The sequence below is a fragment of the Acidimicrobiales bacterium genome (assembly GCA_033344915.1).
Lineage (GTDB): Bacteria > Actinomycetota > Acidimicrobiia > Acidimicrobiales > Aldehydirespiratoraceae > JAJRXC01.
Map to the genome: position 1 here is coordinate 954,287 of JAWPML010000001.1, position 25,674 is coordinate 979,960.

The window sequence follows — 25,674 nt, forward strand, 5'->3', positions numbered from 1 at the left end:
ACTGAGGTCCGCTCAGCCGTCGGCCGCGGCTCGCCCCAACAGGTCCTGCTTCCACGCCCGAAAGCGGGAGTGGCGTGCGCCCGACGGCCCGGTGCCGGTGCCGGTGCCGTCGGCGAAGAGCCGGAACTCGTGGTGCGTCGAGAGGTCGTCGTGGCGGACGGCGACGTAGCGGGCATCGGCGCGCCGGGCCGGGCCCGCCCGCCAGAGCAGCCAGGGGCCGATGCGGCGCTTGTAGGCGACGCGGACGCCGCCGAGGTCGTCGCCGGCACGGCGGACGGACGGCGGCGCCTCGACCCATGCCTCGGCGGAGATGTTGCGGTCGCGCGTGGGGGTCGCCGGGAGGTCCGCGGTGTGGATCGGCGTGTCGTCGAAGGGGCGTTCGTCGGCGGGGAGCGGTGTCACCCGTCGGCCCACAACGCCCCGAAGTAGAGCGTCTCCCAGCGGTCGGCCCGGTACATCGAGACGGATTCCTCGGCGTCGCCGAGGCTCAGCTGCCAGACGATGTCGCCGCCCTCGTCACCACCGTTCTCGGCATCGGGGACGATCTCGACCACGTGCACGTGGCTGTTGAGGAAGTTGTTCGGATCGACGGCTGCGCCCCCGTGGGTGACGAGGATGTTCCCGTTGGCGAGCTCGTCGGCGTCGCTGATGAACGGCGCGTACAGCAGCTCGTCGGTGACGGGATCGATCATCCGGTGGTCCCACACCTGGGTTGCCGTCCACTCCGACGGGTCGTCGCTGCTGTCGTCGACGCGGACGCGGACCGCCCGGCTGTAGTTCGGGTCCGTGCCGCCGGCGGACAGGGTGCCGGGCCGGAAGTTGCCGTTGTCGTAGAAGAGGATGTCGCCGTTGCTCACGGTCTTCACCCCGTGCGTGTGATGGAACGATTCCCCGTCGTACGGCATCGTGGCGTCGTTGCCCAGGATCCAGCGAACGCCGGTCTGCGGGCCGGTCTCGTCCGTCATCGCCAAGGCGACGATCTGGTCGGTGTGGCGGGAGGAGACGAGGATCGCGTCGCGTTCGGCGTCGAACCACATGGCGTTGGCGTGGCTCCAGTCGCGACGTGTCGGGGTGACGCTGAGGCCCTGGACGTTGCACAGGAACTCACCGGGGTGATCGTCGAAGCTGAGGATGTCGTAGAGGTCCCAGGTGCGCAGAACGGTGCCGTCGGGCTCCACGTGCATGATCACATCGGAGAAGATGTTCCACTCCTCGTCGTCGCCGGGACACAGTTCGGCCCGGCGTTCGGCCGGCACCGGGTGTTCGGTCGTCGAGAGCCCGAGCAGCGTGCCGTCGGCCATCGGCACGAGGTCGTGATGGACGGCGCCGAGGTCGACCCAGTCGGCGTAGTACGGGAAGTACTCGACGCCGGCATCATCGGAGGAGGGTTCGTCGGCCCCGGTCGGGTCCGGGTAGTACTCCGCGATTCGGCGGCTCGTGATGTCGTTGACGCTGAAGGCGAAGGGGTCGTGCTGGAACGCCACCCCACCGGCCGGTGTCCGCTGGGCAGCACCGGAGAAGGTGCCCGAGTTGTAGTACCAGACGTATTCGCCGTCCTCGTCCACGCCCACGATCGGGGCACCGAGGCCGTCGAAGATCGACGAGACCGTGTTCAGCTCGAGGATCGTGATGCCCGGCGATGAACGTTCGGGGTCCGACACGATGTCGAGGACCGGCAACATGTCGGGCAGCGGGCCGGTGGTGGCGCTCGCGGTCACGGTGGTCTCGTTGCCCGCGACGTCGGTCAGGGTGAGCGCGAGGACATAGTCGCGATCCGCCCGCATGCCCACGAGCGGTAGGTCGTGGGTCGTCGCCGAGGCCGCGGTGACGGGCGTCGCGACCTCATGGTCGTCCGCGGTCGCGGTGATCTGCACGGTCACGGGCACCGTGCTCTCGATCGTCACCCGAGCCGCCAGCGGGCTCGTGTCGACGCTCTCGACGCCGACCGTCACCGTGATCGCGTCGTCGGGCGGCGTGGCATCGTCGCCCGACGCGGCGGTGGTGGTCGACGTGGTCGTGGATGTGGACGACGGTGGTTCGGTGGACGAGTCGTCGTCGGCACAGCTCGCGGCGACGAGCGCGGCGGCGAGGAGGACGGCGGAAAGGCGGCGGAGCATGCCCGACGTTCTAGCGCGCCAGCGGCGCGACGAGGTCGAATCCGAGCGCGGATGCGGCCGGGATCTGATGACGATCGAGGGTGAGGTAGCGCACCGGCCGGGGAAGTCGGTCGGCGGCGGCGAGGTGAATCGCGTCGACGGTCCGGAGTCCGAACTGCGATCCGAGCTCCGTCGCCCGGGCGATGCATCGGTCGTCGACGGGCACCGTGACGAACGCGTCGAGGTCGGCGCGCGCCGCCGCGCGCAGGTCGTTCGAGAGCACCTCGGCGCCGGCGATGCGGTGCAGCGCGAGCATCAACTCCGTGCGGGCGAGGTCGCTCGCACACCAGGTGTCCTCGGCCGCCATCGTGGTGTTCACCAGGGCGCGGTCGGGGCCGGGCACGTAGCGGGCGATGAGCGCCGACGGATCGATGGCGAGCGTCATCCCGCCTCGCCCCGGAGTTCGGCGATCACGGCGGGGAGACGCACGTCCACCGGCACGGCGAAGGGTTCGGGCGGCCCGGGGCGGTCGGTACGGCCCGGGAGGCGCACGAGACCCGCCGCCGCGAGGTCGTCGAGCGTCGGTTCGCCGGCCGGCTCCAAGGGCCCGAGTTGGGCGACGGGGACCCCGTCGACCGTGATGATCAGCCGTTCGCCGCTCCCGGCCCGCCGCACGACGGCCGCGACCTGGTTGCGGAGTTCCCGCACACCCACTCGATCCATCTCGCCGATCGTAGCAGGACGTGTAGCACACGTGTACACATCCCGAATTGGACGATCGCCACGATCTCGGTAGGTTCTCGGCCATGAACTTTGCATTCTCCGAAGAGCAGGAGCAGCTGCGGGAATTCGTTCGCAGCTTCCTCGAAGACAAGTCCGCTGAAGACGCCGTGCGCGAGCAGATGGACACCGAGCAGGGCTACGACGAAGCCGTCTGGAACCAGATGGCCGAGCAGATGGGCCTTCAGGCGCTGGCGATCCCCGAGGAGTTCGGCGGTCAGGGCTTCGGCTTCGTCGAGCAGGTCGTGGTGCTCGAGGAGATGGGCCGTGCCCTTCTCTGTGCCCCGTACTTCTCGAGCTGTGTGCTCGCCGCGAACGCGATCCTGCACTCCGGCGACGACGACGCGAAGAAGAACATCCTCCCGGGCATCGCGTCCGGTGAGACCCGCGCCGCGCTCGCCTTCACCGAGGAGAGCGGCCGCTGGGACGAGGGTGGCATCACCCTCCAGGCTTCCGGTGGCGGTGACTCCTGGACCCTCGACGGCACGAAGATGTACGTGCTCGACGGCCACACCGCGAACCTGATCATCGTGGCCGCCCGTACCGACGCCGGCGTGTCGCTCTTCAGCGTCGACGCCGATGCCGACGGCCTGACCCGCACCGCCCTGTCCACCATGGATCAGACCCGCAAGCAGGCGAAGCTGGAGTTCTCCGGTGTCTCGGCCTCGCTCATCGGTGACGACGGTGCCGGCTGGTCGACCATGGAGACCGTGCTCGACCTCGCGGCCGTGGCCCTCGCGGCCGAGCAGGTCGGCGGCGCCCAGATGTGCCTCGACATGTCGGTCGAGTACGCGAAGGTGCGCGTCCAGTTCGGGCGCCCGATCGGCTCGTTCCAGGCCATCAAGCACAAGTGCGCCGACATGCTGCTCGAGGTCGAGTCGGCCAAGTCCGCCGCCTACTACGCGGGCTGGTGTGCCGCCGAGATGAACGACGAGCTGCCCCAGGTGGCCTCGCTCGCCAAGAGCTACTGCTCGGAGGCGTACTTCCACGCCGCGGCGGAGAACATCCAGATCCACGGTGGCATCGGCTTCACCTGGGAGCACCCGGCCCACCTGTACTTCAAGCGGGCCAAGAGCTCCGAGCTGCTGTTCGGCGATCCCACCTACCACCGCGAGCTCCTCGCCCAGCGCATCGGCATCTGACTTCCCCACGAGGAATCTTCCCCACGAGGAATCTCTGGTCACGAAAGGGTCGCTTCGGCGGCCCTTTCGTCGCGTTTTGCGACCCTTTCGTGACCAGAGATTGCGGTGGGAGGGGGGAGGCGAAACGGGCGCATAGGGTTGGGGGATGACACTCGTCGTGTTCGTCGTCGGTGCGGTCGTCGTGGTCGCCATCGCGTTCATCGCGATCGGTCGGGTGGTCGGCGACCTTGCGGTCGAACGTCCGCCGGCGGTCTACGACCTGCACGACGCGGCCCACTGGATCGGCGATCGCCTGCCGGACGAGGTCACGGCCCGCCTCAGCTACGAGGACGTGGCGGAGGTGCTCGGGTGGCATCTCGACTGGTTCTCCGAGGTCGGCGCCGCGTCGCGCTACGGCGAGGAGCTCGCCACGGACGCCATTCGAACGGACGGCGCCGTCGCCCCGGACGAGGCGGCGGTCGACGCGGTCGTCGCCCGGTCGCTCGCCACGGGCGGGCCCGACGCCGTCGATGTCGTGTGCGTGCTCGACCTCCAGATGAAGTATCTCGTCGCCATCGGGGCGGTCGGCGAGCAAGCCGACTGAAACGGCTCCCACACCGTTCGCGAATGTGGTTCACTGGGTCCACCAAGGAAAGGAGGTGGTCAGACAGTGAGTAGTAGATCTGTGACCTTGGAGGTGGCTGGCCGCTAGCTACGGCCGCTGGACCACTGGCGCAAACCAAGCCAGCTCCACCCCTGGGACCCGTGGGACGGGACACGTCACGCCTGTCGGCGTGCGGATCGTGAGGTTCGTGCGCGACCACCCCCAGGATCCAGCAACTGTGTATCAACAGGGGTCGTCCCGGGGTCCGTCAGGGCCCCGGGACGGCTCGTTTTCCCGGCTATATTCCGAGGTCATGGAGCGACCCACCCGTTTCGAACACTTCCGGTTCCTCGGCGACAAGCGGACCCAGGTCGTCTACGACGTCGACGACGTGACCGACGAGTCGGTCATCGAGGAGTTGGCCGGCGGCGCCCACGCCCAGACCTTCGGGCCGGATTCGCTCGCCGAGGCGCGCAACCGGGGCTACCGCCTCCGGAAGATCTGACCGGGTGGACCGCCGCTTCACGGTCGACGGCGTGGAGCTCGCCGCGCATCTGGCCCGCCCCGCCCAGCTCCATCCGACCGCTCAACCGGCGCTCGTGATCGCCCACGGGTTCCCGGCCGAGGCCGGCGGTGGAATCAACTCCACCCGCAGTTTCCCCGAGCTCGCCGACCGCGTCGCCACCGAATCCGGGTGGGCGGCGCTCGCCTACGCGAGCCGCGGCGTCGCCGAGTCGGGTGGCAACTTCTCGCTCGGCGGCTGGCTGCGGGATCTGGCGGGCGCGGTCGCGCACCTGCGCGAGTCGGTCCCCTGCGACGGTGTGTGGATCGTCGGATTCGGCACCGGTGGCGCGTTGGCGATCGCCGCGGCGGCGGCCGACCCCGACATCGACGGCGTGGCCGCGGTCGGTTCGCCGGCCGACTTCAAGGACTGGGCGCGCAGCCCCCGCAAGCTGCTCGTGCTCGCCCGCGACATGGGCGTGATCCGCGACGAGACCTTCCCCCGTTCGATGGACGACTGGGCCGGCGAGCTGGGCGAGATCAGCGCCACCCGGGCGGCCGAGCAGATGGCGCCGCGCAGTCTCATGCTCGTGCATGGTTCCGACGACGAGGTGGTGCCGCCGCTCGACGCCCGCGTGGTCGCCGACGCCCACGGCGACGCGGAGTTGCGCATCATCGCCGGCGGGGGGCATCACCTCCGGCACGACCCCCGGGCGATCGCGGTGCTCGGTGGCTGGCTCGATCGCCAGCGCAACGCCCTGCTCGGGGTGGCCTGAGCGTTCAGTCGGTCTTCGTCTTCCCGGCTTCCTTCATGGCCCGCCGCTTGGCCCGCAGCGCGGCGAGCGCCTCGGTGGAGTCGAGGTCGGCCACCGAGCGGAGCTCGTCGTCGGCGAACGCACCTGCCACCGCCTGCCAGCCGGCGGGGCGACGACCGAAGCGCTTCGCCAACACCGCGGTCAGGATCCTGACCTTCTCGGGCCCGAAGCCGGGCACGGCCAGCAGCCGCGACTCGAGCACTTCCGCTCGGCGCACGCGGCGCCAGATCGCGCCGGCGTCGCCGTCGTAGGTGTCGACGATGTGCCGGCACATCTCCTGGATGCGCCCGCCCATGGCGGCCGGGAAGCGGTGCAGGGCGGGCTTGGTCCGGGCGATCTCCGCGAACGTGTCCGGGTCCATCGCCGCGATCGACCCGGCGTCGAGCTCGCCGCCCAGTCGCTCGGCGAGCCGCGCCGGGCCCATGAACGCGAGCTCGATCGCGATCTGCTGGTCGAGCAGCATCGCGATCATGAGCGCCAGCGGGTCGGTGTTGACCAGGTGGTCGGCCGTCGGGTCGCCGGTGACCACGAGGGTTCCCGGCACCGTCAGCTCCCGGTGTCGGGGTGGGCCGGATCCGGTCGGTAGGGGTCGATGCCGTAGGTGCGGATCGCGGCGGCGACCTCGGCCTTGTCGATGGCACCCTCGTCGGCCAGCGCCGACAGGACGGAGATCACCACGTGGAAGGCGTCCACCTCGAAGAACCCACGGAGGTTCTCGCGGGTGTCCGAGCGGCCGAATCCGTCGGTGCCGAGCACGTGCATCGTGCGCGGTGTCCACTTGCTCACCTGGCCGGGCACGAGCCCCATCCAGTCCGACACGGCGATGATGGGCCCCTGGCTGCCCTCGAGCAGGCGGGTGACCCGGGGGACCTCCGGCGTCGACTCCGGCTGCAACCGGTTGCGCCGCTCGATGTCGAGCGCGTCCGTTCGCAGGCGCTTGTAGGAGGTGGCGCTCCACAACTCGGCCGAGACGTCGTGGAACTCGGCGAGGATCTGCTGTGCCTCCCGGGCCGCGAGGTTGGACGGTCCGGAGAAGAGGATCGTGGCCCGATGCGTCTTGTCGTCGGGTCCGTCGTCCCACTTGTAGAGGCCGCCGGTGATGTCACGGTCCTCGACATGATCGGGCCGCGGGGGCTGCTCGTAGTTCTCGTTGTAGATCGCGAGGTAGTAGAAGACGTCCTCGCCGTCGATCGCACTGCCGTTCGGGTACATCCGGTGCAGGCCGTCCCGGACGATCGTGCTGAGCTCGTACGCGAAGGCCGGGTCGTACGCCTCACACGCCGGCACCGTCGCCGCGAGCAGCATGCTGTGGCCGTCCTGGTGCTGGAGCCCCTCGCCCATGAGCGTGGTGCGGCCCGCCGTTGCGCCCATCAGGAATCCACGGGTGCGGGCGTCGGCCGCGAGCCAGATCGAGTCACCGACCCGCTGGAATCCGAACATCGAATAGAACGTGTAGAACGGCACCATCGGCACGCCGTTGTTGGCGTAGGCGGTGCCCGCGGCGATCCACGACGCCGTCGAGCCGCACTCCGTGATGCCCTCCTCGAGGATCTGGCCGTCCTCGCTCTCGGTGTAGGAGAGCAACAGGTCGTGGTCCACCGGCTCGTAGAGCTGACCCATCGGGGCGTAGATGCCGAACTCCCGGAACAGCGAGTCCATGCCGAAGGTGCGGGCCTCGTCGGGGATGATCGGCACGACGCGCTCGCCGAACGCCTCGTCGCGCAGCAGGTCCCGCAGCAGCGAGGTGAAGGCCATCGTCGTCGACACCTCACGGCCCGACGACCCCTTCTGGAGGTCGAGGAACGGCGACTCGCCCGGGAGCTTGAGGGGACGACGGTCGCGAACGATGCGGCTCGGGAGCGGCCCGTCGAGGGCGCGGCGCCGCTCCATCAGGTACTCACGCTCCGGCGAGTCGGGTGATGGCCGGTAGTAGGGCGGGATGCCGTCGGCCAGTGACTCCTCGGGGATCTCGTCCTCCATGTGGAGCCGGGACCGGAGTTCGATGAGCTGCGTGCTCGTCATCTTCTTGATCTGGTGGGTGGCGTTGCGGCCCTCGAACCCCTCGCCGAGGGTCCAGCCCTTGATGGTCTTGGCGAGGATGACGGTGGGTTGATCCGTCGTCTCCGCCGCGGCCTTGAAGGCGGCGTAGACCTTTTGGTAGTCGTGCCCGCCGCGGGGGAGGTCGCGCAACTCGTCGTCGGTGAGGTGCTCCACGAGCTTGCGTAGCCGCGGGTCCGGTCCGAAGAAGTGTTCGCGGATGTAGGCGCCGGTCTCGGTCGCCGCTCGCTGGTACTCGCCGTCGACGGTCTCGCTCATCTTGTTGAGGAGGACGCCGTCCACGTCGCGGTGGAGCAGCTCGTCCCACTTGCTTCCCCAGATGACCTTGATGACGTTCCATCCGGCGCCGCGGAAGACGCCCTCGAGCTCCTGGATGATCTTCCCGTTGCCGCGGACGGGGCCGTCGAGGCGCTGGAGGTTGCAGTTGATGATCCACTTGAGGTTGCCGAGCCCGGACCGGCCGGCGAGCGAGATCGCGCCGAGCGTCTCGGGTTCGTCGCACTCGCCGTCGCCGAGGAAGCTCCACACGTTGCTCGCGGAGGTGTCGTCGATGCGGCGCTGGTGCAGGTACTTGTTGAACCGGGCCTGGTAGATCGAGTTGATCGGGCCGAGGCCCATCGAGACGGTCGGGTACTCCCAGAAGTCGGGCATGAGCCGGGGATGGGGATAGCTCGAGAGCCCCCCGCCGCCGACCTCCATGCGGAAGCGATCGAGCTGGCCTTCGTTCAGTCGCCCTTCGAGGTAGGCGCGGGCGTAGACGCCGGGTGCGGCGTGACCCTGGAAGTAGACGTGATCGCCGGGGAGCCCGTCCTCCTTGCCCTTGAAGAAGTGGTTGAACCCGACCTCGTAGAGCGCGGCGCTCGAGGCGAATGTGGACAGATGCCCGCCGATGCCGTCGGCGGCCTTGTTCGCCCGGATGACCATCGCCGCCGCGTTCCAGCGGATGAACGCGCGGATGCGTCGCTCGACGAGCTCGTCGCCGGGGAAGAACGGCTGCTCCTCGGCCGGGATGGTGTTGATGTAGGGCGTACTCGTGGTGGGCGGAACGCCGAGCTGGAGCTCGTTGGCCCGCTGGAGGAGCCGGGCCACGAGGTAGCGGGCCCGCGCCTGGCCCTGCGCGCCGTGGACGGCATCGAGCGAATCGATCCACTCCTTCGTCTCCACCGGATCGATGTCGGGAAGTTGCCGGCTGAAGTGGTCTGCTGCCATATCTTCCAATCATGGCAGGATCTCGGGTCATGGACGTCTACACCGACGGTGCGTGTCGCGGAAACCCCGGTCCCGGCGGCTGGGGATGGATCGTGCCGGATGGTCCGTGGGCGAACGGTGCGGATCCGGACACCACGAATCAGCGGATGGAGCTCCTGGCGGTGCTCGATGCCCTGCGCTCCCTCGAGGGCGCGGTCGAGGTCGTGTCGGACTCCACCTACGTCGTGAACTGCTTCAACGACGGATGGTGGAAGGGGTGGCTGAAGCGGGGCTGGAAGAATTCGAAGAAGGAGCCGGTCGCCAACCGCGATCTCTGGGAGCCGCTGATCGAGCTCTACCGGTCCCGCGAGGACGAGATCACCTTCCGCTGGGTCAAGGGCCACGCCGGCAACGAGTGGAACGACATCGCCGACCGGCTCGCCGTCGAGGCGTCCCACACCCAGGTCGGTCGAACGGGGACGGGAATCCCCGACGATCTCGGCCCGCCGGACGAGATCACCGCCGGATCGTCGACGGCCGCTCCCGCAGCCGCCGACGCGAACGGACGGTACGGGGCGACGTGGCGACCGTCCGGGCGGGCGGTCGCGGTGCTCGGTCTGCAGCCGCCCGGTCTCGGCGGTTACGACGACAACGCGATCGCGGACGATGCCCGCCGCCGGCTCGCCGAGGTGTTGGCCGCGAAGCGCGAACTCGATCCCGGGCTGGTGGTGCTGTCGGGCCTGCGCCTCGGGGCCGAGACCCTCGGGGCCGAAGCCGCACGCGAGGCGGGCGTGCCGTATGTCGCGGTGCTCCCGTATCCCGATCCCGACGCCAAATGGCCGGCGGAATCCCGGCGCCGCTTCGCCGACCTGGTCGAGGGGGCCGACGCGGTCGTGCAGCTCGAACGCAAGGTGCCCGACAACGCCCAGCGGGCCGGCCAGGCGCTCGACCGTCGCAACGGGTGGCTCCGCAAGGTCGCCGACGAGGCGGTCATCGTGTGGGACGGCCGGGAGCGACGGGTGGGGGAGGTTGTCCGCCGGTTCGAACAGGAGATGCCCGACGACGTCTGGGTCATCGCACCGCCGGAATGACCTCGGCGCGTCAGGCGGGGCGGTCGAGGATCGCCCGCAGCGCCGGCTCGAGCTCGGCGTGGATGAACCGGTAGCCGCCCTCCAGCAGTGCGGTGGGCTTCACCCGTTGGGACGCGAGCAGCACCTCGGCCGTCAGCTCCTTGCCGAGTTTGGCGTGGAGCGCCAGCTTCGGCACCGGGATCACCGTCGGTCGCCGCAGCACGCGTCCGAGGGTGGCGGTGAAGTCGGCGTTGGTCTGCGGGTTCGGTGCGGTCATGTTGACCGGGCCGTGCACCTCGTTCTCGAGGAGCCACACCAGCGCGCCCACCATGTCGTCGATGGAGATCCAGCTCCACCACTGCCGGCCCGAGCCGATGCGTCCGCCGAGTCCGAGTTTGAACAGGGGCAGCTGAGGGCCGAGCGCACCGCCCTTCGGGGCGAGCACGATCCCGGTGCGGAACAGCACCGTGCGGGTCGGCGGCTCGGGAACATCGGCGGCGCCCTCCCAGGCGGCGACGACGTCGGCGAGGAAGCCGTCGCCGCGCTCGCTGACCTCGGTGAGCACCTCGTCGCCGCGGTCGCCGTAGGCGCCGATGGCCGATCCGCTGAGGAACACGGCCGGTGGCGTCGTCGCCCGGGTGATCGCCGACGACAGCAGGGTCGTGCCGTTCACCCGGCTGTCGAGGATGCGTTGCTTCTGCGCGTCCGTCCAACGACGGTCGGCGACACCCTCCCCGGCGAGATGGATCACGGCGTCGATGCCGTCGAGGGCGTCGTCGTCGATCTCGCCGGTCGCCGGGTCCCACCGGCGCGACGGCAGGTCGCCGGGTTCACGACGACGGACCAGGCGTACCGGTTCGTGACCGGCCTCCGGGAGCGCGGCGACGAGCGCCGACCCGATGAGTCCGGTGGAGCCGCTGACGAGAACTCGCATGCCTCATCGTGCCACGCATTCGCGCGCCGTCGGGGTTCAGGACCCGGCGGCGTCGTCTAGAGTCGCGCCATGAGCGAGGAAACCGTATCCGAGGAGTCCAGCGAGTCGACGGGCCTGGCGACGGTGGTGTCGGCGGCCGTGGTGGCCATCGCCCTCATCGCCTTCATCGTGCAGAACCGCTCGGACACCGAAGTCTCCTGGCTCTTCATCGACGGCACATGGCCTTTGTGGGTCGTGATCGTCATCGCCGCGGTCGCCGGCGCGGTGCTCAGTGAAGTCGTCGGCTGGATGTTGCGCCGACGGCGCCGGAACAAGGGCTAGCGAACAGGGGCTAGCGGACCCGGGCGGGTACCGGGTCCGGATCCCGCCGCCGGCGGGCGAGCAGGACGACGAAGCCACCGATCGCCACGAGCGTCGCGCCGAGCTGGGCGGCCTGTTCGACGAAGGTCGCGCCGGTCACGGCGAGATCGGGCGTGTCCCCGCCGCTGCCGTCGCCGCCGGCACTGTTGTCCCCGGTGCCTCCGTTTCCGGAGCCGCCGGTGGTGCCACCGGGCACGGTCGTCGTCGTCGAGGTCGTGGTGGTCGTGGTCGCGTCCGGATCCTCGCCACCGAGCGTCGCCCCGTCGGGGCACTCGCCGTCGACGGGGAGGTCCCCGCCGTTGCACACCGCGGTGATGGTCGTGAAGTGCTCGACGCCGTTGCACGTCGCCCGCACCGTGTAGCCGTCGCCGGCCACGACGCCGTCGGGCAGCCCGACACCGGATCCCGAGTAGGTCGAGTCGTCCCCGGCCGTCGTGCTGTCGAGGGTGTCGGCGAAGCCGTCGATGGTGATCTCGACCGTCGAGCCACCGGCGCAGCCGCTGCCGAGATAGCTGAAGTCGCCGTCGATCTCGACCTCCACGGGGTTCACCGTCAGGTTCGCACCGCCGCCGTACTGGGCGCCGACCGGTGCAGCGAGCGCGAGGACGCCGCTCACCACGACGGTGATGGCGAGGCGCCTCGAGGAGCGCAGGGGGCGGGAATGTGCGGGTGTCATGGGGTCGGTGAAGACACGGGTTCACCCCCACGATCGGCAGCACCGGGTCGCTCTTGAGCCACGCGCGGACCGCGGGTCGGCGTGGGTCAGTCGGTGGTCGCCGTCAGCAGCAGGTCGCGGTCCTGCGTCAGCGGCGTTCCCAGGTCCAGGACCCGTCCGTCGACGGTCGCGCTGACCGAGACGAGGTCCTGGTTCACGAGCGGCTGGTGGGGGATGACCAGGCGGTAGCCGTCCGCATCGGCTGTCACCGTGCCGGCGACCTGCAGCTCGACGACCCGCGTCTCGCCGGCGGGTACCTCGACGATCACGGTGGCGACTTCGCCGCCGAAGGCCGGTTGCCGGTTGAACCCGACCTCGACGCCGTCCACCGACAGCGATCGGCTCGTCAGGCCGGTGTGGATGCCGAGACGCACGACATTCGTTCCTCGTGCGAAGGCCTGGTCGTTGCTCGCCACGATTGCATCCGGCAGGCTCAGATCCGTCAACCGGTTGTGGAGTGTCGCGGTGATGGTCGCCTCGGCCACGCCATCGGTGATCACCACGTCGTACGCGAGCTCTCGCTCGAGATGGGTGTCGAGCTTGTTCTGCCCGGCGTTCTGGTGGACGAGCCCCACGAAATCCGCGCCCACGGTGTCCGGCCAGGCGCCGTCGAGCCCGACGACGTCGATCAGCTCGGTGGGACCGCCACCGTCGCGCCACCACACGCCGAGCCGGTCCTGTTCGACGATCGGCCCGAACTCGCGGGTGACGGCGCGCGGGCCGGGGAGTGCGCCGCGGGTCAACGACTCGAAGGCGCCCTCGACGAGCTCGCCGAGCGCGAGCGCGCGGCCCGCCTCGTCGCCCGCGAACGCCACGTACTGCTCGGTGAGCAGGAACGGGATCAGCGTGTCGGCGGTGAGTCGGCGGTCGCCGGTCTGGACCGGACCACCGAGTTCGAGCACCGCCTGCAGGGCGTAGGGGTCGAGCACGATCACACCGTCGACCGTCTCGTCCATCGCCGCCGCGAACAGGTCAGCGGTCACCGTGGCGACCATCGGGAGATCGGGCGAGAGGGTCACGTCCTGGAAGAACTCGTTCGGTCGGAAGCTTCCCCAGCGCTCGACGTACTGCTCCGGTCCGCTCAGCGCGACGCCCGCGGCGCGCAGCTCGGCGTTCACGTCCTCGTTGCGGCCGTGGCGGACGATCTCGACGGCGCCGGCGTCGGCCCGCACGAGCACCCAGTTGCCGAGGAGGCCGCCGAGACCGCGCGCCTCGGCCGGGGTGGTGAGGGCGACGAGCCAGTGCACCGGACCGTCCGCACCCAGCATCTCGGGGAGATGGGTCACCGTGAGCGACGCGGCTTCGGCGGACGGGCGGGCGTCGTCGAGTTCCGTGAGGAGCCGATCCATCCGATCGGCAAGCGGTGCGACCAACCAGGGGCTCCTGGTCTCCGTGATCCGATCGTGGGCCCGGTCGAGCGCCCGTTCGGCCCGGTCGAGCACCGGCTGGAGGTCGTCGAGCAGCTCCAGGTCGAGGCGGCCGTCCACGAAGCGGACATCATCGGGGTCGACCGACAGGGCGGTGTCCGTTGCCGCCTCGGAGAGCGCGACGCCTTCTGCGGCGGTCACCTGGATGGCGCGCACCTGCTGGGCGACGACGGGCACGAGCCGGGCCGGGAGGGTCCAGAAGCCGCTGACCTTGCCCCGGGCCCGCTCGAATGCCGCGGTAGCGGCGTCGAACGACTGCCCGGCGTCCGTCTGGTTGCCGTCGGACGCATCGTCGAAGCCGCGGTTGGCGGCGTCGACGCCGTCGCCCACGTCGCTGATCGAGAGCAGCGCGGCGAGGCCGAACACCAGCGTCGCCAGCCCGGCGGCGGCGGTCGCGGTGCTCACCGCCAGGACCACCGGCCGCCGCCAGGCCGCCGGCATGCGCCGGGCGCCGCTGATCAGGATCGGGGCGGCGGCGACCGCGGCGTAGAGCATGGTCGCGCCGTGGAACGGTCCGGCGCCGAGATCGCCGAGCACGAGCGCCAGCGCCGCGCCGACCAACGCGCCGACCACCCGTCGCCGTTCGGTCGCCACCGCGTGGATCACGGCCACGATCGCGAGGATCGAGACGATGCGGCCGAGGGTCGACGGGGTGACCCACAGGGCGATGGTGGAGGAGAGGAGCCAGGCCAGTCGGCGCGAACGACCGCCGGCGAAGGCGAGCGCCGCACCGGCGCCCGCCGTGTACACGACATCGATCAGGAGAAGGCCGGTCGGGGAGGCTCCGCCGAGGGTCGCAAGCACGGCGGCCGCGGCCGCGAGGACCAGGATCGCCTGCCGCTCGTCTCGACCGGTTCGCCGAACGCGGGCGGACCGAGTGGTGCTCGCGTCGATGGTCCGGCTCCTTCGCAGCGACCGCGGAATCGCTCATCACCGTACAAATCGTGCCGACGGTGCGGGTGGAGGCTCGCACGGTCTCCGAGGGAGGAAGACGGACGATGTCCATCAACATGCGGGGTGGGGACCGTGAGCTTCGGCTCCGGGGACCCGGCATGGTGCTCATGGCGGTGGATGCACTTGCGTGGGGTGGTGGCGTCTTCGCGGCCATGGCCCTGCGATTCGACTTCGCGTTCGAGGCGTGGTCGCACGCGAACCTCGGCGTCGCGATCGCCCTCGCGGTCGTCTTCCAGATGCTCGGCGGCGTGATCTTCGGTCTGTATCGCGGCCGGTGGCGACGGGGCAGCCTCGACGAGGGCCTGGCCCTGGCCCAGACGATGATGGTCGCGTCGGCCGGACTCTTCGTGCTCAACAATGTCCTGCTCGACAGCCGGCTGGTGCCGACGAGCGTCGTGCTCGCCGCCGCGCCGGCGGCGTTCTGTGGTGCCGGTGCGGCTCGCTTCGTCGAGCGGCTCGTGCAGTTCCACCGCACCCGAGCCAGCCGTGGTGACGGGGTGCCGGTCCTGATCTTCGGCGCCGGTGACGGCGGCTCACGCGTCGTCACCTCGATGCACTCCGACGCCGCATGCCGTTACCGCCCGGTCGGGCTGGTCGACGACGACCCCGCCAAACGCAACCTGCGGGTGAGCGGCGTGCCGGTGCTGGGCAACCGGGACCGGTTGGCGACCATCGCCGCGGCGTCGAAGGCCGAGATGCTGATCGTCGCCGCCCCGTCCATCCCCTCCGACAGCCTGCGGGACCTGTCGACGCGGGCGCTCGCCGCCGACCTCGACATGCGAATCGTGCCCCACGTCTCGGAGCTCATTGACGGGAAGGTCGGCGCCGACGACGTGCGTCCGCTGACCGAGGCCGACCTCCTGGGTCGACACCAGATCGACACCGACATCGCGGCGATCGCCGACTACATCACCGGCCGACGCGTCCTCGTGACCGGTGCCGGCGGGTCGATCGGGTCGGAGCTGTGTCGTCAGCTCCACCGCTTCGGTCCCGACTCGCTGATCATGGTCGACCGCGACGAGTCCGCCCTGCACGCGGTGCAGATGGCGATCGAGGGCCGCGCCCTGCTCGATTCCGAGTGCCTGGTCGTGGCGGACATCCGCGACGGCGAGCGGATGAAGGAGGTGTTCGCCCGGCACCAGCCTGACGTCGTGTTCCACACGGCGGCGCTGAAGCACCTTCCCCTGCTCGAGCTGCACCCCGCCGAGGCGGTCAAGACGAACATCCAGGGCACGCTCAACGTGCTGGAAGCAGCCGCGCTGAGCCGGGTCAGCCGGTTCGTGAACATCTCGACGGACAAGGCCGCCGACCCGACGAGCGTGCTCGGGTACACGAAGCGCATCGCCGAACAGCTCACGTCCTGGTACGCGGCCCGTGAGGACGGTGTCTACCTGTCGGTCCGCTTCGGCAACGTGCTCGGGTCGCGCGGCTCGGTGCTCGGTGCGTTCGAACGACAGGTGCTCAACGGCGGTCCGATCACGGTGACCCACCCCGACGTGACGCGCTACTTCATGACGGTCACGGAGGCGGTCCAGCTCGTCGTGCAGGCCGGCGCCGTCGGACTCGACGGCGAGGCGCTCGTGCTCGACATGGGGGAGCCGGTGAAGATCGTGGATGTCGCCCGGCGGTTGGCCGCCCAGGCGGACCGACCGATCGACATCGTGTTCACGGGCCTCCGTCCCGGCGAGAAGCTCCACGAGGTGCTCCTCGGTCAGGCGGAGGCCGACGACCGGCATGCGCACCCGCTCATCTCGCACTGCCGGGTCCCCGCCCAGTCGCCCCTCGGCCTCAGCCCCCTCGACGTGGACGATGCCGACGAGCTGCGCGACGCCATGATCAGTCTCTGCCGGCCCGGCGTGACGGCCGAGTCCGTCACGCTCTGACCGGTCGCTCGCCCGTGCTCGGTCGACTGATTCCCGACGGTCCCCTCCATCCGGAGGACGCCGTTCTCGCCCTCGTCGCCGGCGTGGCGGTGGGCATCGCCTTCCGCCGTCGCTCGTTCGCGTGGATCGTCGGCGTGCTCGCCGCGGCCTGGTGGCTCCTGCGGTGGCGGTACGGGACGGTGCTCGCCGATGCGGTCGCGGCGCGCGGCCAGCCGTTGGGCGTGATCGCCCTGATCGTCGCTCCCGCGGCGCTGCTCGCGAGTCGCCCGCTGCGCCCGCGGACCGTCGCGGTCCTGACCGTGGGTGCTCTCGCAGGGATCTGGGCGATGGTGCCCGACACCGAGGCCCCGCTCATCGCCGGAGCGGCCGTCGCCGGGGCCACCGTCGTGGCGATGCGGCGCGGCGGCGAACTCCCGGCCCACCGAGCCGCGGGTGCACTCGTGCTCCTACCCCTGTGTGCCGCCCTCGTCGGGTCGGTCGGCCGCCCCGAGCGGCTCGGTCCGGCGCTCGTGGTGGGTCTGCTCGGTGCCGGCCTGGCGGCGAGTTCGATGGGGCTCTGGCGGGTGCTGCGTCAGCGGGCGGGCACGCCGACGACCGTCGCGCCGGCCGCGACGTCGTCCACGACCACCGCCCCGGCGCCGACCACGGCGCCCTGACCGATCCGCCGCCCCGGCAGCACGATCGCGCCGGTGCCGAGGAACGCATCGTCTTCGACGGTGACCGCCCCGTTGAGGAGAACGCCCGGCGACACACTCACGTAGTCGCCGATGCGGCAGTCGTGGCTCACGACGGCCCCACAGTTGAGGTGCGAGTGGCGGCCGATGCGGACGTTCGTCGTGCAGGTCACCCCCGGATGGATCATGACGCCGTCGTCGAGATGGACGTCGTCGCCGATCCACGCGTCGAGCGACACCAGCGGGATCGCCGGAGCATCGCCGTCGATCTCGGCATCGAGACGGCGACGGACGCCCGGATCGCCGATCGCGAGGACATGGTCGTCACCGTTCACCCGCAGTTCGGCGAGACCGCCGATCACCTCGGCGTCGACTCGGTCGAGAAGGTCGGCATCGGTCTCGCCGTCGTCGACGAAGAGGATCTCGTGCCAGTTGTCGGTGAGCCGGTTGATCTCGCGCGCGATGGCGAGGGCCTCGCGCCCGTGGCCACCGGCGCCGACGATCACGAGTCGGTCGCTCATGCCGCGACCTCCGCGAGGGGATCGTCGGCAGCCGTCGCCCCGGTGCCTTCGCCGCCGATCAGGACCGCGACGGTGCGGGCGATGATCGCGAGGTCCCGCCGCAGCGACTGGGTCCGCACGTACTCGAGGTCGAACTCGATCCGTTCGGCCCAACTCAGGTCGTTGCGTCCGTTCACCTGGGCGAGGCCCGTCAGGCCGGGACGCACCGCGAGTCGCCCCTTCTGGCGGTCGCTCCAGCGCTCGACCTGGTAGGCGAGCGTCGGTCGGGGGCCGACCACGCTCATCTCCCCGCGGGCCACGTTCACGAGCTGGGGGAGCTCGTCGAGCGACGTGCGGCGCAGGATGCGTCCGACCGCGGTGATGCGGTCATCGGTCGGGATGATGGGGTTCTCGCCATCGAGCATCGTCCGGAACTTCCAGACGACGAACGGGGTGCCGTCCATCCCGACGCGTTCCTGGAGGAACAGCACGGGCCCGCGGGAGGACAGTCGGACTGCCCCGGCACAGACGAGACCGATCAGGGCGGCCGGCACGGCGACGACCGCCAGGATCGCGAGATCGAGGAGCCGCTTGCCGCGATAGGGACCGGCGGGCGTCATGTCAGACGACCGTTCGCATCCAGTCGACCGTGGCCTTGAGCCCGATCTCGAGCGGCACCGGTTCGATGTCGGGGAACAGGGCGTTCACCCGGGTGTGGTCGGCCTGGGAGTGGGGCACGTCGCCGGCCCGAACGGGGCCGTGCTCGACGCGGAGATCACCGTCGATCAGGTCGCGGATCATGTCGATGACCGTCAGCAGGTCCGTGCGGGTTCCGTAGGCGAGGTTCACGGGGATGTCGCTCGTGACCCGGCGGTTCACCGCGTCCACGATCACCGAGGTGAGCGTGTCGATGTAGGTGAAGTCGCGGCTCTGGGTGCCGTCGCCGTTGACCGGCAGCGGCGCGCCCCGCAGGGCGGCGTCCACGAAGGCGGGGATCACTGCCGCGTAGGCGTGACCGGCGGCCTGGAGCGGACCGAACACGTTGAAGAAGCGGAACGCGAGCGTGGGGAGTCCGTAGGAGTGGGCGTAGGCGATCGTGTACGACTCGGTCGCGAGCTTGCTCGCCGCATAGGGACTCACCGGGCGGCAGGCGAGGCCCTCGTGCTTCGGGAGCTCCGGATTGGCGCCGTACACCGACGACGATCCCGCGCACATGACATGGCGCAGGCGATCCCGGCGGGCGGCCTCCAACACGTTGACCGTGCCGGTGGCGTTGACCAGGTGACTGGCGACGGGGTCCGTGATCGAACGGGGCACCGACGGTCGGGCGGCGAGATGGACGACGGCGTCGGCCGGTCCGACCACCGTGTCGAGCACGTCGGGATCGAGGATCGTGCCGACGACCAGCTCCGTGTCGGTGCCGTCGAGGTTGGCGGAGAAACCCGTGGACAGATCGTCGAGCGCGGTGACCGTGTGCCCGGCGAGTTCGAGCGAGCGGCAGAGGTTGGCGCCGATGAAGCCGGCGCCGCCGGTGACCAGGACGTGCATGAAAGCCCCTTCCAGAGAACGTCACCACTCCATCGGCGCCGTCATCGCGCTCATGAGGATCGTGCTCATGAGGAATGGGCCGAACGACTCATCGCGCCAGTGCGACGGCCGATGGATGCGGGTGACGACCACCTCGTTCCCGGCGCCGGACATCGACGGCCGCGCCGCGCCCGCCCGGCGGCTGCTCTTCGTCTCGTCGGTGACCACCGGAGGCTCGGGACGCAGTCAGCGTGAACTGGCGATGGCGGTGCGCGAGCAGGGACGCACGGTGCAGTTCCTCGTGGAGGATCCGAACGCCACCGGGGTGCGGCGTCGGGCGCTCTCGGAGCTGGCGGACGCGTCGGTGCGCTTCGAGGGCTCGCGGCTCGGTGCCCACGTGCAGTCGCTGCGCCGTCGGATCGGGTCGGGAACCGCCGCCCTCCACGTCGACGGGGTGGAGCATCACGCCGCCCCGGCGCCCGAGCACGCGTTCGAGCCGCTGGTGCGGAGCTGGCGGCCCGACGTGGTCGTGGTGTCGAGTATCAGTCGCGTCTCCTGGCGGGCGATCCGCAGTGTGTGCCGGCGGCGTGGCCTGCCGACCGCCCTGTACCTGCGTGAGGCGACTGCGATCGGCCATCTGCACGCCGGGCTCCAACCGGACCTCCTGCTCGCGAACTCGGGATCACTGGTCGAGGATGCGGAGCGTCTCGGGCATGTGGCCTCGCTCGTACCTTCCCTCGTCGAGGTCGCGCCGATGGCGCAGCCGCCGTCCGGGGAGGTCGTACTGCTCGTCAACCCGCTCCCGTCGCACGGGCTCGACGTCGTCGGTCCGTTGGCCGCGGCGCGACCCGACATCCCGTTCGTCCTCCAGGAGTCGTGGACGCTCGACCGTCCCGCCCGTGCCGCCGTGGACCGCCTCGTGCGCGATCACCCGAACGTGACCCTCCGGGCCTTCGAGCCCCGACCGGGGCGCCTTTTCCGCGATGCCCGGATCCTGCTCGCACCGCACCGCATCGACAACCGACCCCGCACCGCGCTCGAAGCGCAGGCGAACGGCGTGCCGGTGGTGGCCAGCGGACTCCCGGGTCTCGTCGAGGCGGTCGGCGACGGAGGCACGCTCGTCGATCCCGATGCGGGGCCGGATGCCTGGGTCCGCGCGATCAGCCGTCTGTGGGACGACGAACGGCAATGGATGGCGGCCGGCGACCGCGCCCGCATGCACGCCGGACGAGCCGACGTGCGGCCGGCCCGCGTGGCCGAGCGCTTCTGTGAGCTCGTCGACGACCTGGTGCGCGCCGACGCGGTCGATCAGAAGAGCTCGATGTCGCCGAGCGAGAACCGGAACTGATCGAGATCGGGCCCGGTCCCGGCGAGGTCGCGCACGGTCAGCCGCGGTCCGAGCCGGGGGAGGGTGGGCATCCACGGCGCCGGATGCGGAGGCGTCGCCAGCGTGAGGACGTGGTCGACCGGTAGTCGGCGCCGGACCGCTCGCAGGAGGGTGCGGCTGGCCGCGACGTCGGGGCTGAAGAGCTCAGCGAGAACGGCCTCGGTGGCCGCGCCCCGGCGGCGGACGCGCACGACGGCGGCCCCGTCGTCGGTGCGGACGACGCGATAGTGCAGCGGCTCGAAGCCGTAGCGCCACGCGAGATGATCGCGGGTGCGGTCGGTGGCGAGTCCCTCGACCGCCGGCATCGCGTCGGCCAGCGCGACAAGGTCGTCGAGGGCGAGGTCGACCGGCTCGCCGATGTCGATCGGCTCGGACCACTTGTGGGCTGCGGTGCGGGCCCGTGCGAGGCGCGGGATGGCCCGGACGCCGGTGACGGCGAACCGGGTGGGGACGCGGCCGACCTCCCGCCAGCCCATGCGGAGATAGCCGGGGCGGCTGTTGTCGTTGGGGGTGTTGAAGACGAACTCGATCCCCTCGCGCGTCAGCTCGTCGACTGCGGTCGTGGACAGGAGCCGGAAGATGCCGCGTCGCTGGTGGTCCGGGTGGGTCGCCGTGTCGACGGCGCGGACGGCGGCGCGCGGCCCGGCCGAGCCGACGAAGTTCCAACGCATCATCGTGCGGAAGCCGGCGATCTCCGCCCCGTCGAGGGCGAGCCACATGGGTGAGCGCCCCGCCGGGTTGTCGAGGTGTTTCCAGCGGAAGAACGCCTCGTTGGGATCGGCCGGATCCCAACCCAACGCGGCGGCAGCCACGTCGATGGCGTCGGGGATGTCGTCGTCGGTCGCCCGGCGTACGACGAGCTCGGCTCGGTCCACCGCCCGAGGCTACGTGTCCAAAACGCCGCGGTGGTGCCGATAGGGGTCCGTGGCGCTGTTCCCCACCATCGTGAAGACGACGGCCGCGGCCGTCGATGTCATCCGGCGACCGGCGACCGGTCTCGTCGTGCTCGTCTACCACCGCGTCGGCGGCCACACCGCGGTGACGGTGGATCTCCCGACCCCGACCTTCGATGCGCAGATGGCGCAGCTGGCGGCGTCCGGTGCCGTCCTGACGATCGACGACGCCGTCACCGCACTCGCCGCCGGGGAGGACCTGGCCGGCCGGGTCGTCGTGACGTTCGACGACGGCACGGCCGACTTCGTGGACGAGGCGCTCCCCGTGCTCGACCGCCACTCGGTGCCGGCGACGCTCTATGTCGCGACGGGGCACGTCGAGGACGGCATCGACTTCCCCGACGACGGCCGTCCGGCCAGCTGGGGAGGTCTGGCCGACTGCGTGGCCTCCGGGCTCGTCACCATCGGCTCACACACCCACGGCCACATCCTGCTCGATCGACTCGACGTGGCTTCCGTGGCGGACGACCTCGATCGGTCCATCGGGTTGATCGGCGAGCGGCTCGGCACGGTCGCCGAGCACTTCGCCTACCCCAAGGCGCTGTCCCCGACGGCGGAGGCCGAGCGCGAGGTTCGGGCCCGCTTCCGCAGCGCGGCGATCGCCGGCACACGTGCCAATCCGCCGGGTGGCGACGTGCACCGCCTCCACCGCACACCCATCCAGACCACGGACGGGGAGCGGTTCTTCGCCCGCAAGCTCGCGGGCGGTCTCGGGTGGGAGGACGACGTCCGGCGTCTGGTCAATCGGCGCCGCTACGCCGGAGCGACCACATGACCGGTGCCCGTCTGGTCCACGTCACGACGACGGACATGAGCCTCGACTGGCTCCTGCGCCCACAGCTCGAGGCCTTCGGGCGGGCCGGCTACGACGTCATCGGCGTGTCGGCGCCCGGCCCCCACGTGGCATCACTCGAGGCCGCCGGTATCCGCCACGTGGCCGTGCCGTCGCTGACGCGGGCGATGTCCCCGGCGCAGGATCTCCGCGCGCTCAACGACCTCCGGCGTGTGTTCCGCCGGCTCTCGCCCGACATCGTCCACACGCACAACCCGAAGCCGGGGGTCCTCGGTCGCGTCGCTGCGCGGGCGGCCGGCGTGCCCCACGTCGTCAACACCGTCCACGGCCTCTACGCCCTGCCCGAGGACCGGTTCGCCAAGCGGGCCCTGGTCTACGGACTCGAACGCCTGGCGACGACGTGCTCGGACGCCGAACTCCTCCAGAACGAGGAGGACGTGGATGCCCTCCGACACGCCGGCGTGCCCCATCGCAAGATGACGGTGCTCGGTAACGGTGTCGATCTCGCCCGCTTCGATCCGGCCGCCGTCGACCCCGGCACCCGCGACCGGCTTCGGTCCGCATGGGGGATCGGCCCGGACACCACGGTGATCGGCGTCGTCGGCCGCCTCGTGTGGGAGAAGGGCTACCGGACGGTCTTCGCCGCGGCGGAGCGGCTCCGCGATCGTGACTGCCGGTTCGTCGTCGTCGGCCCCGACGAACCGGACAAGGTCGGGGCGGTGGACGCCGAGGCCCGCGCCGCGGCGGAGGCCGCCGGCGTGGTGTTCCTCGGCCGGCGAGACGACATGGTGGACCTCTACGCGGCGTTCGACGTGTTCGCCCTCGCTTCGCACCGGGAGGGATTCCCCCGCTCGGCGATGGAGGCTTCGGCCATGGGACTGCCGGTTGTCGCGTCGGACGTCCGGGGGTGCCGCCAGGTGGTCGCCCACGGCCGCACCGGTGCGCTGTTCGCCGTCGGCGACGTGGACGCGTTCGCTCGCGCTCTCGTCCCGCTCATCGAAAACGACGATCGCCGTCGCCGGACGGGAGCGGCCGCCCGCGAGCGGGCGTGCCGGTACTTCGACGAGCGTGACGTGATCGCCACGACGCTGCGGACCTATGACTGGCTGCTGGCCCGTCAGCGGGCCGGCGTGGCCGTCGCCTCGGCGTAGACTGCCTCGATCTCGCCCACGGCGCGGTCGATGGAGAAATGGGCGGCCCGGGCCGACGCGGCCGCGCCCAGACGGGAGCGGAGTGTTTCGTCGCTCGCCAGCTGCACATGGTTGGCCGCGAGCGCGGCGGCATCGCCCACTGCGCAGATGAGGCCGGCGTCCCCGGCGCCGTCGGCCACGCCGCCGGCATCGGTGGCGGCGACCGGCAGGCCGAGCGCCATCGCTTCCATCATCGCGACGGGCAGACCTTCGTGGGTCGAGGAGAGTGTGAAGATGTCGGCCCCGCTCAGCACCCGCGGGGCGTCGGATCGGTAGCCGAGCGCCCGGAAGCGGTCACCGAGATCGGCCGCGGCGATCCATCCGTCCAGTTCGTCGGCGAGGGGACCCTGACCGATCAGGACGTAGCGCAAACGGTCGTCGTCGCGGCAGGCGAGGCGGGCGGCCTCGACGAGGACGTCGAGTGACTTCTCGCGGCGCAGGTTCGCGACGCAGGCGACGACGACGTCATCGGCGGCGAGGCCGAGCTCGGCGCGCACCCCGTTCCGGTCGGCCGCCGCCATGACCGCCCGCGTGTCGATCCCGTGCTCGATCACCCGGACCTGGCCGGACGACGCACCTCGGATGGTGGACGCGACGTCCGCGCTGACGGCGATGGTCGCGGCCTCGAAACGGATGGTGAGCCGGTTCGCCAGGCGGGTGAGGCGATGATGGCGCGGCCAGCGGTTGTGTTCCGTGCCCACCACCACGGGTCGAGCGGCCCTCGGCACCGTGCGCACCAGGAGCCGGCCGATCGCCGCGAGTGCCGGTGAATGGATGTGGAGCACGTCGACCGGGTCGGTCCGCAGGAGCCGTCGGAGCCGTCCCATCCACCCGAGGCGCGCCGCGCTCGCGGACTCGAGGCAGTCCACCCGCACGCCTGCGGCCTGCAGCTCGGGGACCAGATGGTCCTTGGCGGGCACGAGGTAGGCGACGCGCTGGCGGGTCGACGCCCCATTTGCCGTGGCCTGGGCGACGACCAGGCGTTCGGCCCCGCCGGGGCCCAGTCCTTTGAGCAGGTGGAGTACTCGGACGGGGGAGGTCACGGGAGCGCGGACAGCACGGCATCGACGACGCGATCCACGTCGGCGTCCGTCATCGAGGAACCGCTCGGGAGACACACGCCGGTCGCGAAGGCGGCTTCACACACCGCACCACCGAACATCGGCGCGCCGGTGAACACGGGCTGCAGGTGCATCGGCTTCCACGCCGGGCGCGCCTCGGCATCCACGGCCTCGACCGCGGCGATGACGTCGCCCGGCGTCGTGCCCGAGGTGGCGGCGAAGCAGGCGACGGTGAGCCAGTGGTTCGGCTGCCCGCGGGGGTCCAGCGGGTTGAGTCCCACGCCGGGACGCCCGTCGAGAGCGTCGGCGTAGCGGGTGCGGATCGCGGCTCGGCGAGCGATCATCTCGGGGAGTCGGGAAACCTGCCCCCGGCCGATCGCGGCGAGCACGTTCGAGAGTCGGTAGTTGTAGCCGACCTCGGTGTGCTCGTAGTGCAGGGCGGGCTGGCGGGCCTGCGTCGACAGATGGCGGATGCGGTCGACGACGGCCCGGTCGGGCGCGACGACCATGCCGCCGCCGCCGGTGGTCATCAGCTTGTTGCCGTTGAAGCTGAAGACACCGATGTCGCCGAACGAGCCGGCCGGATCGCCGCCGAAGGTCGCGCCCACCGCTTCAGCGGCGTCCTCGATCAGCGGGATCCCGTGACGGTCACAGAGGCTCCGGATGTCCGCATGGTCCGCGCACTGGCCGTAGAGGTCGACGGTCACGACGGCGCCCACCCGGCGGCCCGCCTCGTGGGCGGCGTCGACGGCCTCGGCGACGAGGGCCGGGTCGAGATTCCACGTCGCCGCCTCACTGTCCACGAACCAGGGCTCGGCGCCGACATAGCGCACGGCGTTGGCGGTGGCCGCGAAGGTGAACGAGGGCACGATCACGACATCGCCCGCCCGGACCTCGCTCACCACCAGGGCGAGATGGAGCCCGGCACTGCCGCTGCTGAGCGCCACGGCGTGGTCGTGGCCGAGCGCGGTGGCGAACTCCTCCTCGAATGCCGTGAGATCCGGACCCACCGGCGCGACCCAGTTCGCGTCGAACGCGCCGAGCAGCAGATCCCGCTCGACATCGGTCATGTGCGGGGGTGAC

General features: G+C 70.9%; 26 protein-coding genes. 11 read left to right on the forward strand and 15 right to left on the reverse strand.

Annotation, left to right across the window (positions count from 1 at the left end; translation table 11 throughout):
* Positions 1 to 12: 12 nt before the first annotated feature.
* The 4 genes from R8F63_04585 to R8F63_04600 are packed head-to-tail and all read right to left on the reverse strand — an operon-like array spanning position 13 to position 2,819.
* Positions 13 to 402 carry a hypothetical protein gene (locus R8F63_04585; protein MDW3217869.1) on the reverse strand — a complete coding sequence of 130 codons (390 nt, stop codon included), beginning with the start codon at positions 400 to 402 and terminating at the stop codon, positions 13 to 15.
* Positions 399 to 2,117 carry an aryl-sulfate sulfotransferase gene (locus tag R8F63_04590; protein MDW3217870.1) on the reverse strand — a complete coding sequence of 573 codons (1,719 nt, stop codon included), beginning with the start codon at positions 2,115 to 2,117 and terminating at the stop codon, positions 399 to 401. Before R8F63_04590 ends, R8F63_04585 begins: the two co-directional genes overlap by 4 nt.
* Positions 2,118 to 2,127: 10 nt before the next feature.
* On the reverse strand, positions 2,128 to 2,541 hold the full coding sequence (locus tag R8F63_04595; protein ID MDW3217871.1) for a type II toxin-antitoxin system VapC family toxin: 414 nt from the start codon (positions 2,539 to 2,541) through the stop codon (positions 2,128 to 2,130).
* Positions 2,538 to 2,819, reverse strand: a complete 282-nt coding sequence (locus R8F63_04600) for a type II toxin-antitoxin system prevent-host-death family antitoxin (protein MDW3217872.1) — start codon at positions 2,817 to 2,819, stop codon at positions 2,538 to 2,540. The genes R8F63_04595 and R8F63_04600 overlap by 4 nt, the downstream gene beginning before the upstream one ends.
* Before the next feature lie 83 nt (positions 2,820 to 2,902).
* Between R8F63_04600 and R8F63_04605 the strand changes: the two genes are divergently transcribed.
* From R8F63_04605 to R8F63_04620, 4 genes are all read left to right on the forward strand, one after another.
* Positions 2,903 to 4,018: an acyl-CoA dehydrogenase family protein gene (locus tag R8F63_04605; GenBank protein ID MDW3217873.1), complete on the forward strand. Its 1,116-nt coding sequence runs from the start codon at positions 2,903 to 2,905 to the stop codon at positions 4,016 to 4,018.
* A 145-nt stretch (positions 4,019 to 4,163) separates the two neighbouring features.
* On the forward strand, positions 4,164 to 4,601 hold the full coding sequence (locus tag R8F63_04610; GenBank protein MDW3217874.1) for a hypothetical protein: 438 nt from the start codon (positions 4,164 to 4,166) through the stop codon (positions 4,599 to 4,601).
* 313 nt (positions 4,602 to 4,914) lie between these two features.
* Positions 4,915 to 5,106, forward strand: a complete 192-nt coding sequence (locus R8F63_04615; protein MDW3217875.1) for a hypothetical protein — start codon at positions 4,915 to 4,917, stop codon at positions 5,104 to 5,106.
* 4 nt (positions 5,107 to 5,110) lie between these two features.
* Positions 5,111 to 5,878 (forward strand): alpha/beta fold hydrolase, encoded by a 768-nt coding sequence (locus R8F63_04620; protein ID MDW3217876.1) that lies wholly within the window; start codon positions 5,111 to 5,113, stop codon positions 5,876 to 5,878.
* 4 nt (positions 5,879 to 5,882) lie between these two features.
* Here the strand turns inward: R8F63_04620 and R8F63_04625 are convergent, their stop codons facing one another.
* On the reverse strand, positions 5,883 to 6,461 hold the full coding sequence (locus R8F63_04625) for an HhH-GPD-type base excision DNA repair protein (GenBank protein MDW3217877.1): 579 nt from the start codon (positions 6,459 to 6,461) through the stop codon (positions 5,883 to 5,885).
* Between the two features lie 2 nt (positions 6,462 to 6,463).
* Complete coding sequence (aceE, locus tag R8F63_04630) at positions 6,464 to 9,184, reverse strand: pyruvate dehydrogenase (acetyl-transferring), homodimeric type (GenBank protein ID MDW3217878.1); 2,721 nt, start codon at positions 9,182 to 9,184, stop codon at positions 6,464 to 6,466.
* An 11-nt stretch (positions 9,185 to 9,195) separates the two neighbouring features.
* Here aceE and R8F63_04635 point away from each other — a divergent pair, with 11 nt between their 5' ends.
* Positions 9,196 to 10,254 carry a ribonuclease H gene (locus R8F63_04635; GenBank protein ID MDW3217879.1) on the forward strand — a complete coding sequence of 353 codons (1,059 nt, stop codon included), beginning with the start codon at positions 9,196 to 9,198 and terminating at the stop codon, positions 10,252 to 10,254.
* Positions 10,255 to 10,264: 10 nt separating this feature from the next.
* Here the strand turns inward: R8F63_04635 and R8F63_04640 are convergent, their stop codons facing one another.
* Positions 10,265 to 11,167 carry a TIGR01777 family oxidoreductase gene (locus R8F63_04640; protein ID MDW3217880.1) on the reverse strand — a complete coding sequence of 301 codons (903 nt, stop codon included), beginning with the start codon at positions 11,165 to 11,167 and terminating at the stop codon, positions 10,265 to 10,267.
* A gap of 69 nt (positions 11,168 to 11,236) precedes the next feature.
* On the opposite strand from R8F63_04640, the gene R8F63_04645 reads away from it, so the two are divergent.
* Positions 11,237 to 11,488 carry a LapA family protein gene (locus R8F63_04645; GenBank protein ID MDW3217881.1) on the forward strand — a complete coding sequence of 84 codons (252 nt, stop codon included), beginning with the start codon at positions 11,237 to 11,239 and terminating at the stop codon, positions 11,486 to 11,488.
* Between the two features lie 10 nt (positions 11,489 to 11,498).
* Here R8F63_04645 and R8F63_04650 read toward each other — a convergent pair whose 3' ends face one another.
* Together R8F63_04650 and R8F63_04655 are read right to left on the reverse strand one after the other, a co-directional pair.
* The gene (locus R8F63_04650) at positions 11,499 to 12,203 is read right to left on the reverse strand and encodes a hypothetical protein (GenBank protein ID MDW3217882.1); all 705 of its coding nucleotides are present in this window, start codon (positions 12,201 to 12,203) and stop codon (positions 11,499 to 11,501) included.
* 86 nt (positions 12,204 to 12,289) lie between these two features.
* Positions 12,290 to 14,473 (reverse strand): DUF4012 domain-containing protein, encoded by a 2,184-nt coding sequence (locus R8F63_04655; GenBank protein ID MDW3217883.1) that lies wholly within the window; start codon positions 14,471 to 14,473, stop codon positions 12,290 to 12,292.
* 194 nt (positions 14,474 to 14,667) lie between these two features.
* Here R8F63_04655 and R8F63_04660 point away from each other — a divergent pair, with 194 nt between their 5' ends.
* Together R8F63_04660 and R8F63_04665 are read left to right on the forward strand one after the other, a co-directional pair.
* A complete protein-coding gene (locus R8F63_04660; protein ID MDW3217884.1) occupies positions 14,668 to 16,506 on the forward strand; it encodes a nucleoside-diphosphate sugar epimerase/dehydratase in 1,839 nt (612 codons plus the stop codon).
* Positions 16,507 to 16,520: 14 nt separating this feature from the next.
* The gene (locus R8F63_04665) at positions 16,521 to 17,162 is read left to right on the forward strand and encodes a hypothetical protein (protein MDW3217885.1); all 642 of its coding nucleotides are present in this window, start codon (positions 16,521 to 16,523) and stop codon (positions 17,160 to 17,162) included.
* Here R8F63_04665 and R8F63_04670 read toward each other — a convergent pair.
* From R8F63_04670 to R8F63_04680, 3 genes are read right to left on the reverse strand one after another with little or no spacing between them, the layout of a single operon-like run.
* On the reverse strand, positions 17,078 to 17,701 hold the full coding sequence (locus R8F63_04670) for an acetyltransferase (GenBank protein MDW3217886.1): 624 nt from the start codon (positions 17,699 to 17,701) through the stop codon (positions 17,078 to 17,080). The two genes, R8F63_04665 and R8F63_04670, sit on opposite strands and share 85 nt — an antisense overlap.
* A complete protein-coding gene (locus R8F63_04675) occupies positions 17,698 to 18,300 on the reverse strand; it encodes a sugar transferase (protein MDW3217887.1) in 603 nt (200 codons plus the stop codon). Before R8F63_04675 ends, R8F63_04670 begins: the two co-directional genes overlap by 4 nt.
* Position 18,301: 1 nt before the next feature.
* The gene (locus R8F63_04680; protein ID MDW3217888.1) at positions 18,302 to 19,228 is read right to left on the reverse strand and encodes an NAD-dependent epimerase/dehydratase family protein; all 927 of its coding nucleotides are present in this window, start codon (positions 19,226 to 19,228) and stop codon (positions 18,302 to 18,304) included.
* A 67-nt stretch (positions 19,229 to 19,295) separates the two neighbouring features.
* Here R8F63_04680 and R8F63_04685 point away from each other — a divergent pair, with 67 nt between their 5' ends.
* A complete protein-coding gene (locus R8F63_04685; GenBank protein MDW3217889.1) occupies positions 19,296 to 20,555 on the forward strand; it encodes a glycosyltransferase in 1,260 nt (419 codons plus the stop codon).
* Here R8F63_04685 and R8F63_04690 read toward each other — a convergent pair.
* Complete coding sequence (locus R8F63_04690) at positions 20,516 to 21,469, reverse strand: GNAT family N-acetyltransferase (protein ID MDW3217890.1); 954 nt, start codon at positions 21,467 to 21,469, stop codon at positions 20,516 to 20,518. The two genes, R8F63_04685 and R8F63_04690, sit on opposite strands and share 40 nt — an antisense overlap.
* Before the next feature lie 49 nt (positions 21,470 to 21,518).
* Here R8F63_04690 and R8F63_04695 point away from each other — a divergent pair, with 49 nt between their 5' ends.
* Together R8F63_04695 and R8F63_04700 are read left to right on the forward strand one after the other, a co-directional pair.
* The gene (locus R8F63_04695) at positions 21,519 to 22,322 is read left to right on the forward strand and encodes a polysaccharide deacetylase family protein (GenBank protein MDW3217891.1); all 804 of its coding nucleotides are present in this window, start codon (positions 21,519 to 21,521) and stop codon (positions 22,320 to 22,322) included.
* Positions 22,319 to 23,491: a glycosyltransferase family 4 protein gene (locus R8F63_04700; GenBank protein ID MDW3217892.1), complete on the forward strand. Its 1,173-nt coding sequence runs from the start codon at positions 22,319 to 22,321 to the stop codon at positions 23,489 to 23,491. Before R8F63_04695 ends, R8F63_04700 begins: the two co-directional genes overlap by 4 nt.
* Here the strand turns inward: R8F63_04700 and R8F63_04705 are convergent.
* Positions 23,458 to 24,573, reverse strand: coding sequence for a glycosyltransferase (locus R8F63_04705; GenBank protein ID MDW3217893.1), 1,116 nt, complete (start codon positions 24,571 to 24,573; stop codon positions 23,458 to 23,460). The two genes, R8F63_04700 and R8F63_04705, sit on opposite strands and share 34 nt — an antisense overlap.
* Positions 24,570 to 25,661, reverse strand: a complete 1,092-nt coding sequence (locus R8F63_04710; protein ID MDW3217894.1) for an aminotransferase class I/II-fold pyridoxal phosphate-dependent enzyme — start codon at positions 25,659 to 25,661, stop codon at positions 24,570 to 24,572. Before R8F63_04710 ends, R8F63_04705 begins: the two co-directional genes overlap by 4 nt.
* Positions 25,662 to 25,674 lie beyond the last annotated feature (13 nt).

Excerpts from the sequence above, each read along its gene's own strand:
- R8F63_04590 (MDW3217870.1), bottom strand. The coding sequence starts at position 2,117 with ATGCTCCGCCGCCTTTCCGCCGTCCTCCTCGCCGCCGCGCTCGTCGCC.
- R8F63_04595 (MDW3217871.1), bottom strand. The coding sequence starts at position 2,541 with ATGACGCTCGCCATCGATCCGTCGGCGCTCATCGCCCGCTACGTGCCC.
- R8F63_04600 (MDW3217872.1), bottom strand. The coding sequence starts at position 2,819 with ATGGATCGAGTGGGTGTGCGGGAACTCCGCAACCAGGTCGCGGCCGTC.
- R8F63_04605 (MDW3217873.1), top strand. The coding sequence starts at position 2,903 with ATGAACTTTGCATTCTCCGAAGAGCAGGAGCAGCTGCGGGAATTCGTT.
- R8F63_04610 (MDW3217874.1), top strand. The coding sequence starts at position 4,164 with ATGACACTCGTCGTGTTCGTCGTCGGTGCGGTCGTCGTGGTCGCCATC.
- R8F63_04615 (MDW3217875.1), top strand. The coding sequence starts at position 4,915 with ATGGAGCGACCCACCCGTTTCGAACACTTCCGGTTCCTCGGCGACAAG.
- aceE (MDW3217878.1), bottom strand. The coding sequence starts at position 9,184 with ATGGCAGCAGACCACTTCAGCCGGCAACTTCCCGACATCGATCCGGTG.
- R8F63_04635 (MDW3217879.1), top strand. The coding sequence starts at position 9,196 with ATGGCAGGATCTCGGGTCATGGACGTCTACACCGACGGTGCGTGTCGC.
- R8F63_04640 (MDW3217880.1), bottom strand. The coding sequence starts at position 11,167 with ATGCGAGTTCTCGTCAGCGGCTCCACCGGACTCATCGGGTCGGCGCTC.
- R8F63_04645 (MDW3217881.1), top strand. The coding sequence starts at position 11,237 with ATGAGCGAGGAAACCGTATCCGAGGAGTCCAGCGAGTCGACGGGCCTG.
- R8F63_04650 (MDW3217882.1), bottom strand. The coding sequence starts at position 12,203 with ATGACACCCGCACATTCCCGCCCCCTGCGCTCCTCGAGGCGCCTCGCC.
- R8F63_04660 (MDW3217884.1), top strand. The coding sequence starts at position 14,668 with ATGTCCATCAACATGCGGGGTGGGGACCGTGAGCTTCGGCTCCGGGGA.
- R8F63_04670 (MDW3217886.1), bottom strand. The coding sequence starts at position 17,701 with ATGAGCGACCGACTCGTGATCGTCGGCGCCGGTGGCCACGGGCGCGAG.
- R8F63_04675 (MDW3217887.1), bottom strand. The coding sequence starts at position 18,300 with ATGACGCCCGCCGGTCCCTATCGCGGCAAGCGGCTCCTCGATCTCGCG.
- R8F63_04680 (MDW3217888.1), bottom strand. The coding sequence starts at position 19,228 with ATGCACGTCCTGGTCACCGGCGGCGCCGGCTTCATCGGCGCCAACCTC.
- R8F63_04685 (MDW3217889.1), top strand. The coding sequence starts at position 19,296 with ATGAGGAATGGGCCGAACGACTCATCGCGCCAGTGCGACGGCCGATGG.
- R8F63_04700 (MDW3217892.1), top strand. The coding sequence starts at position 22,319 with ATGACCGGTGCCCGTCTGGTCCACGTCACGACGACGGACATGAGCCTC.
- R8F63_04710 (MDW3217894.1), bottom strand. The coding sequence starts at position 25,661 with ATGACCGATGTCGAGCGGGATCTGCTGCTCGGCGCGTTCGACGCGAAC.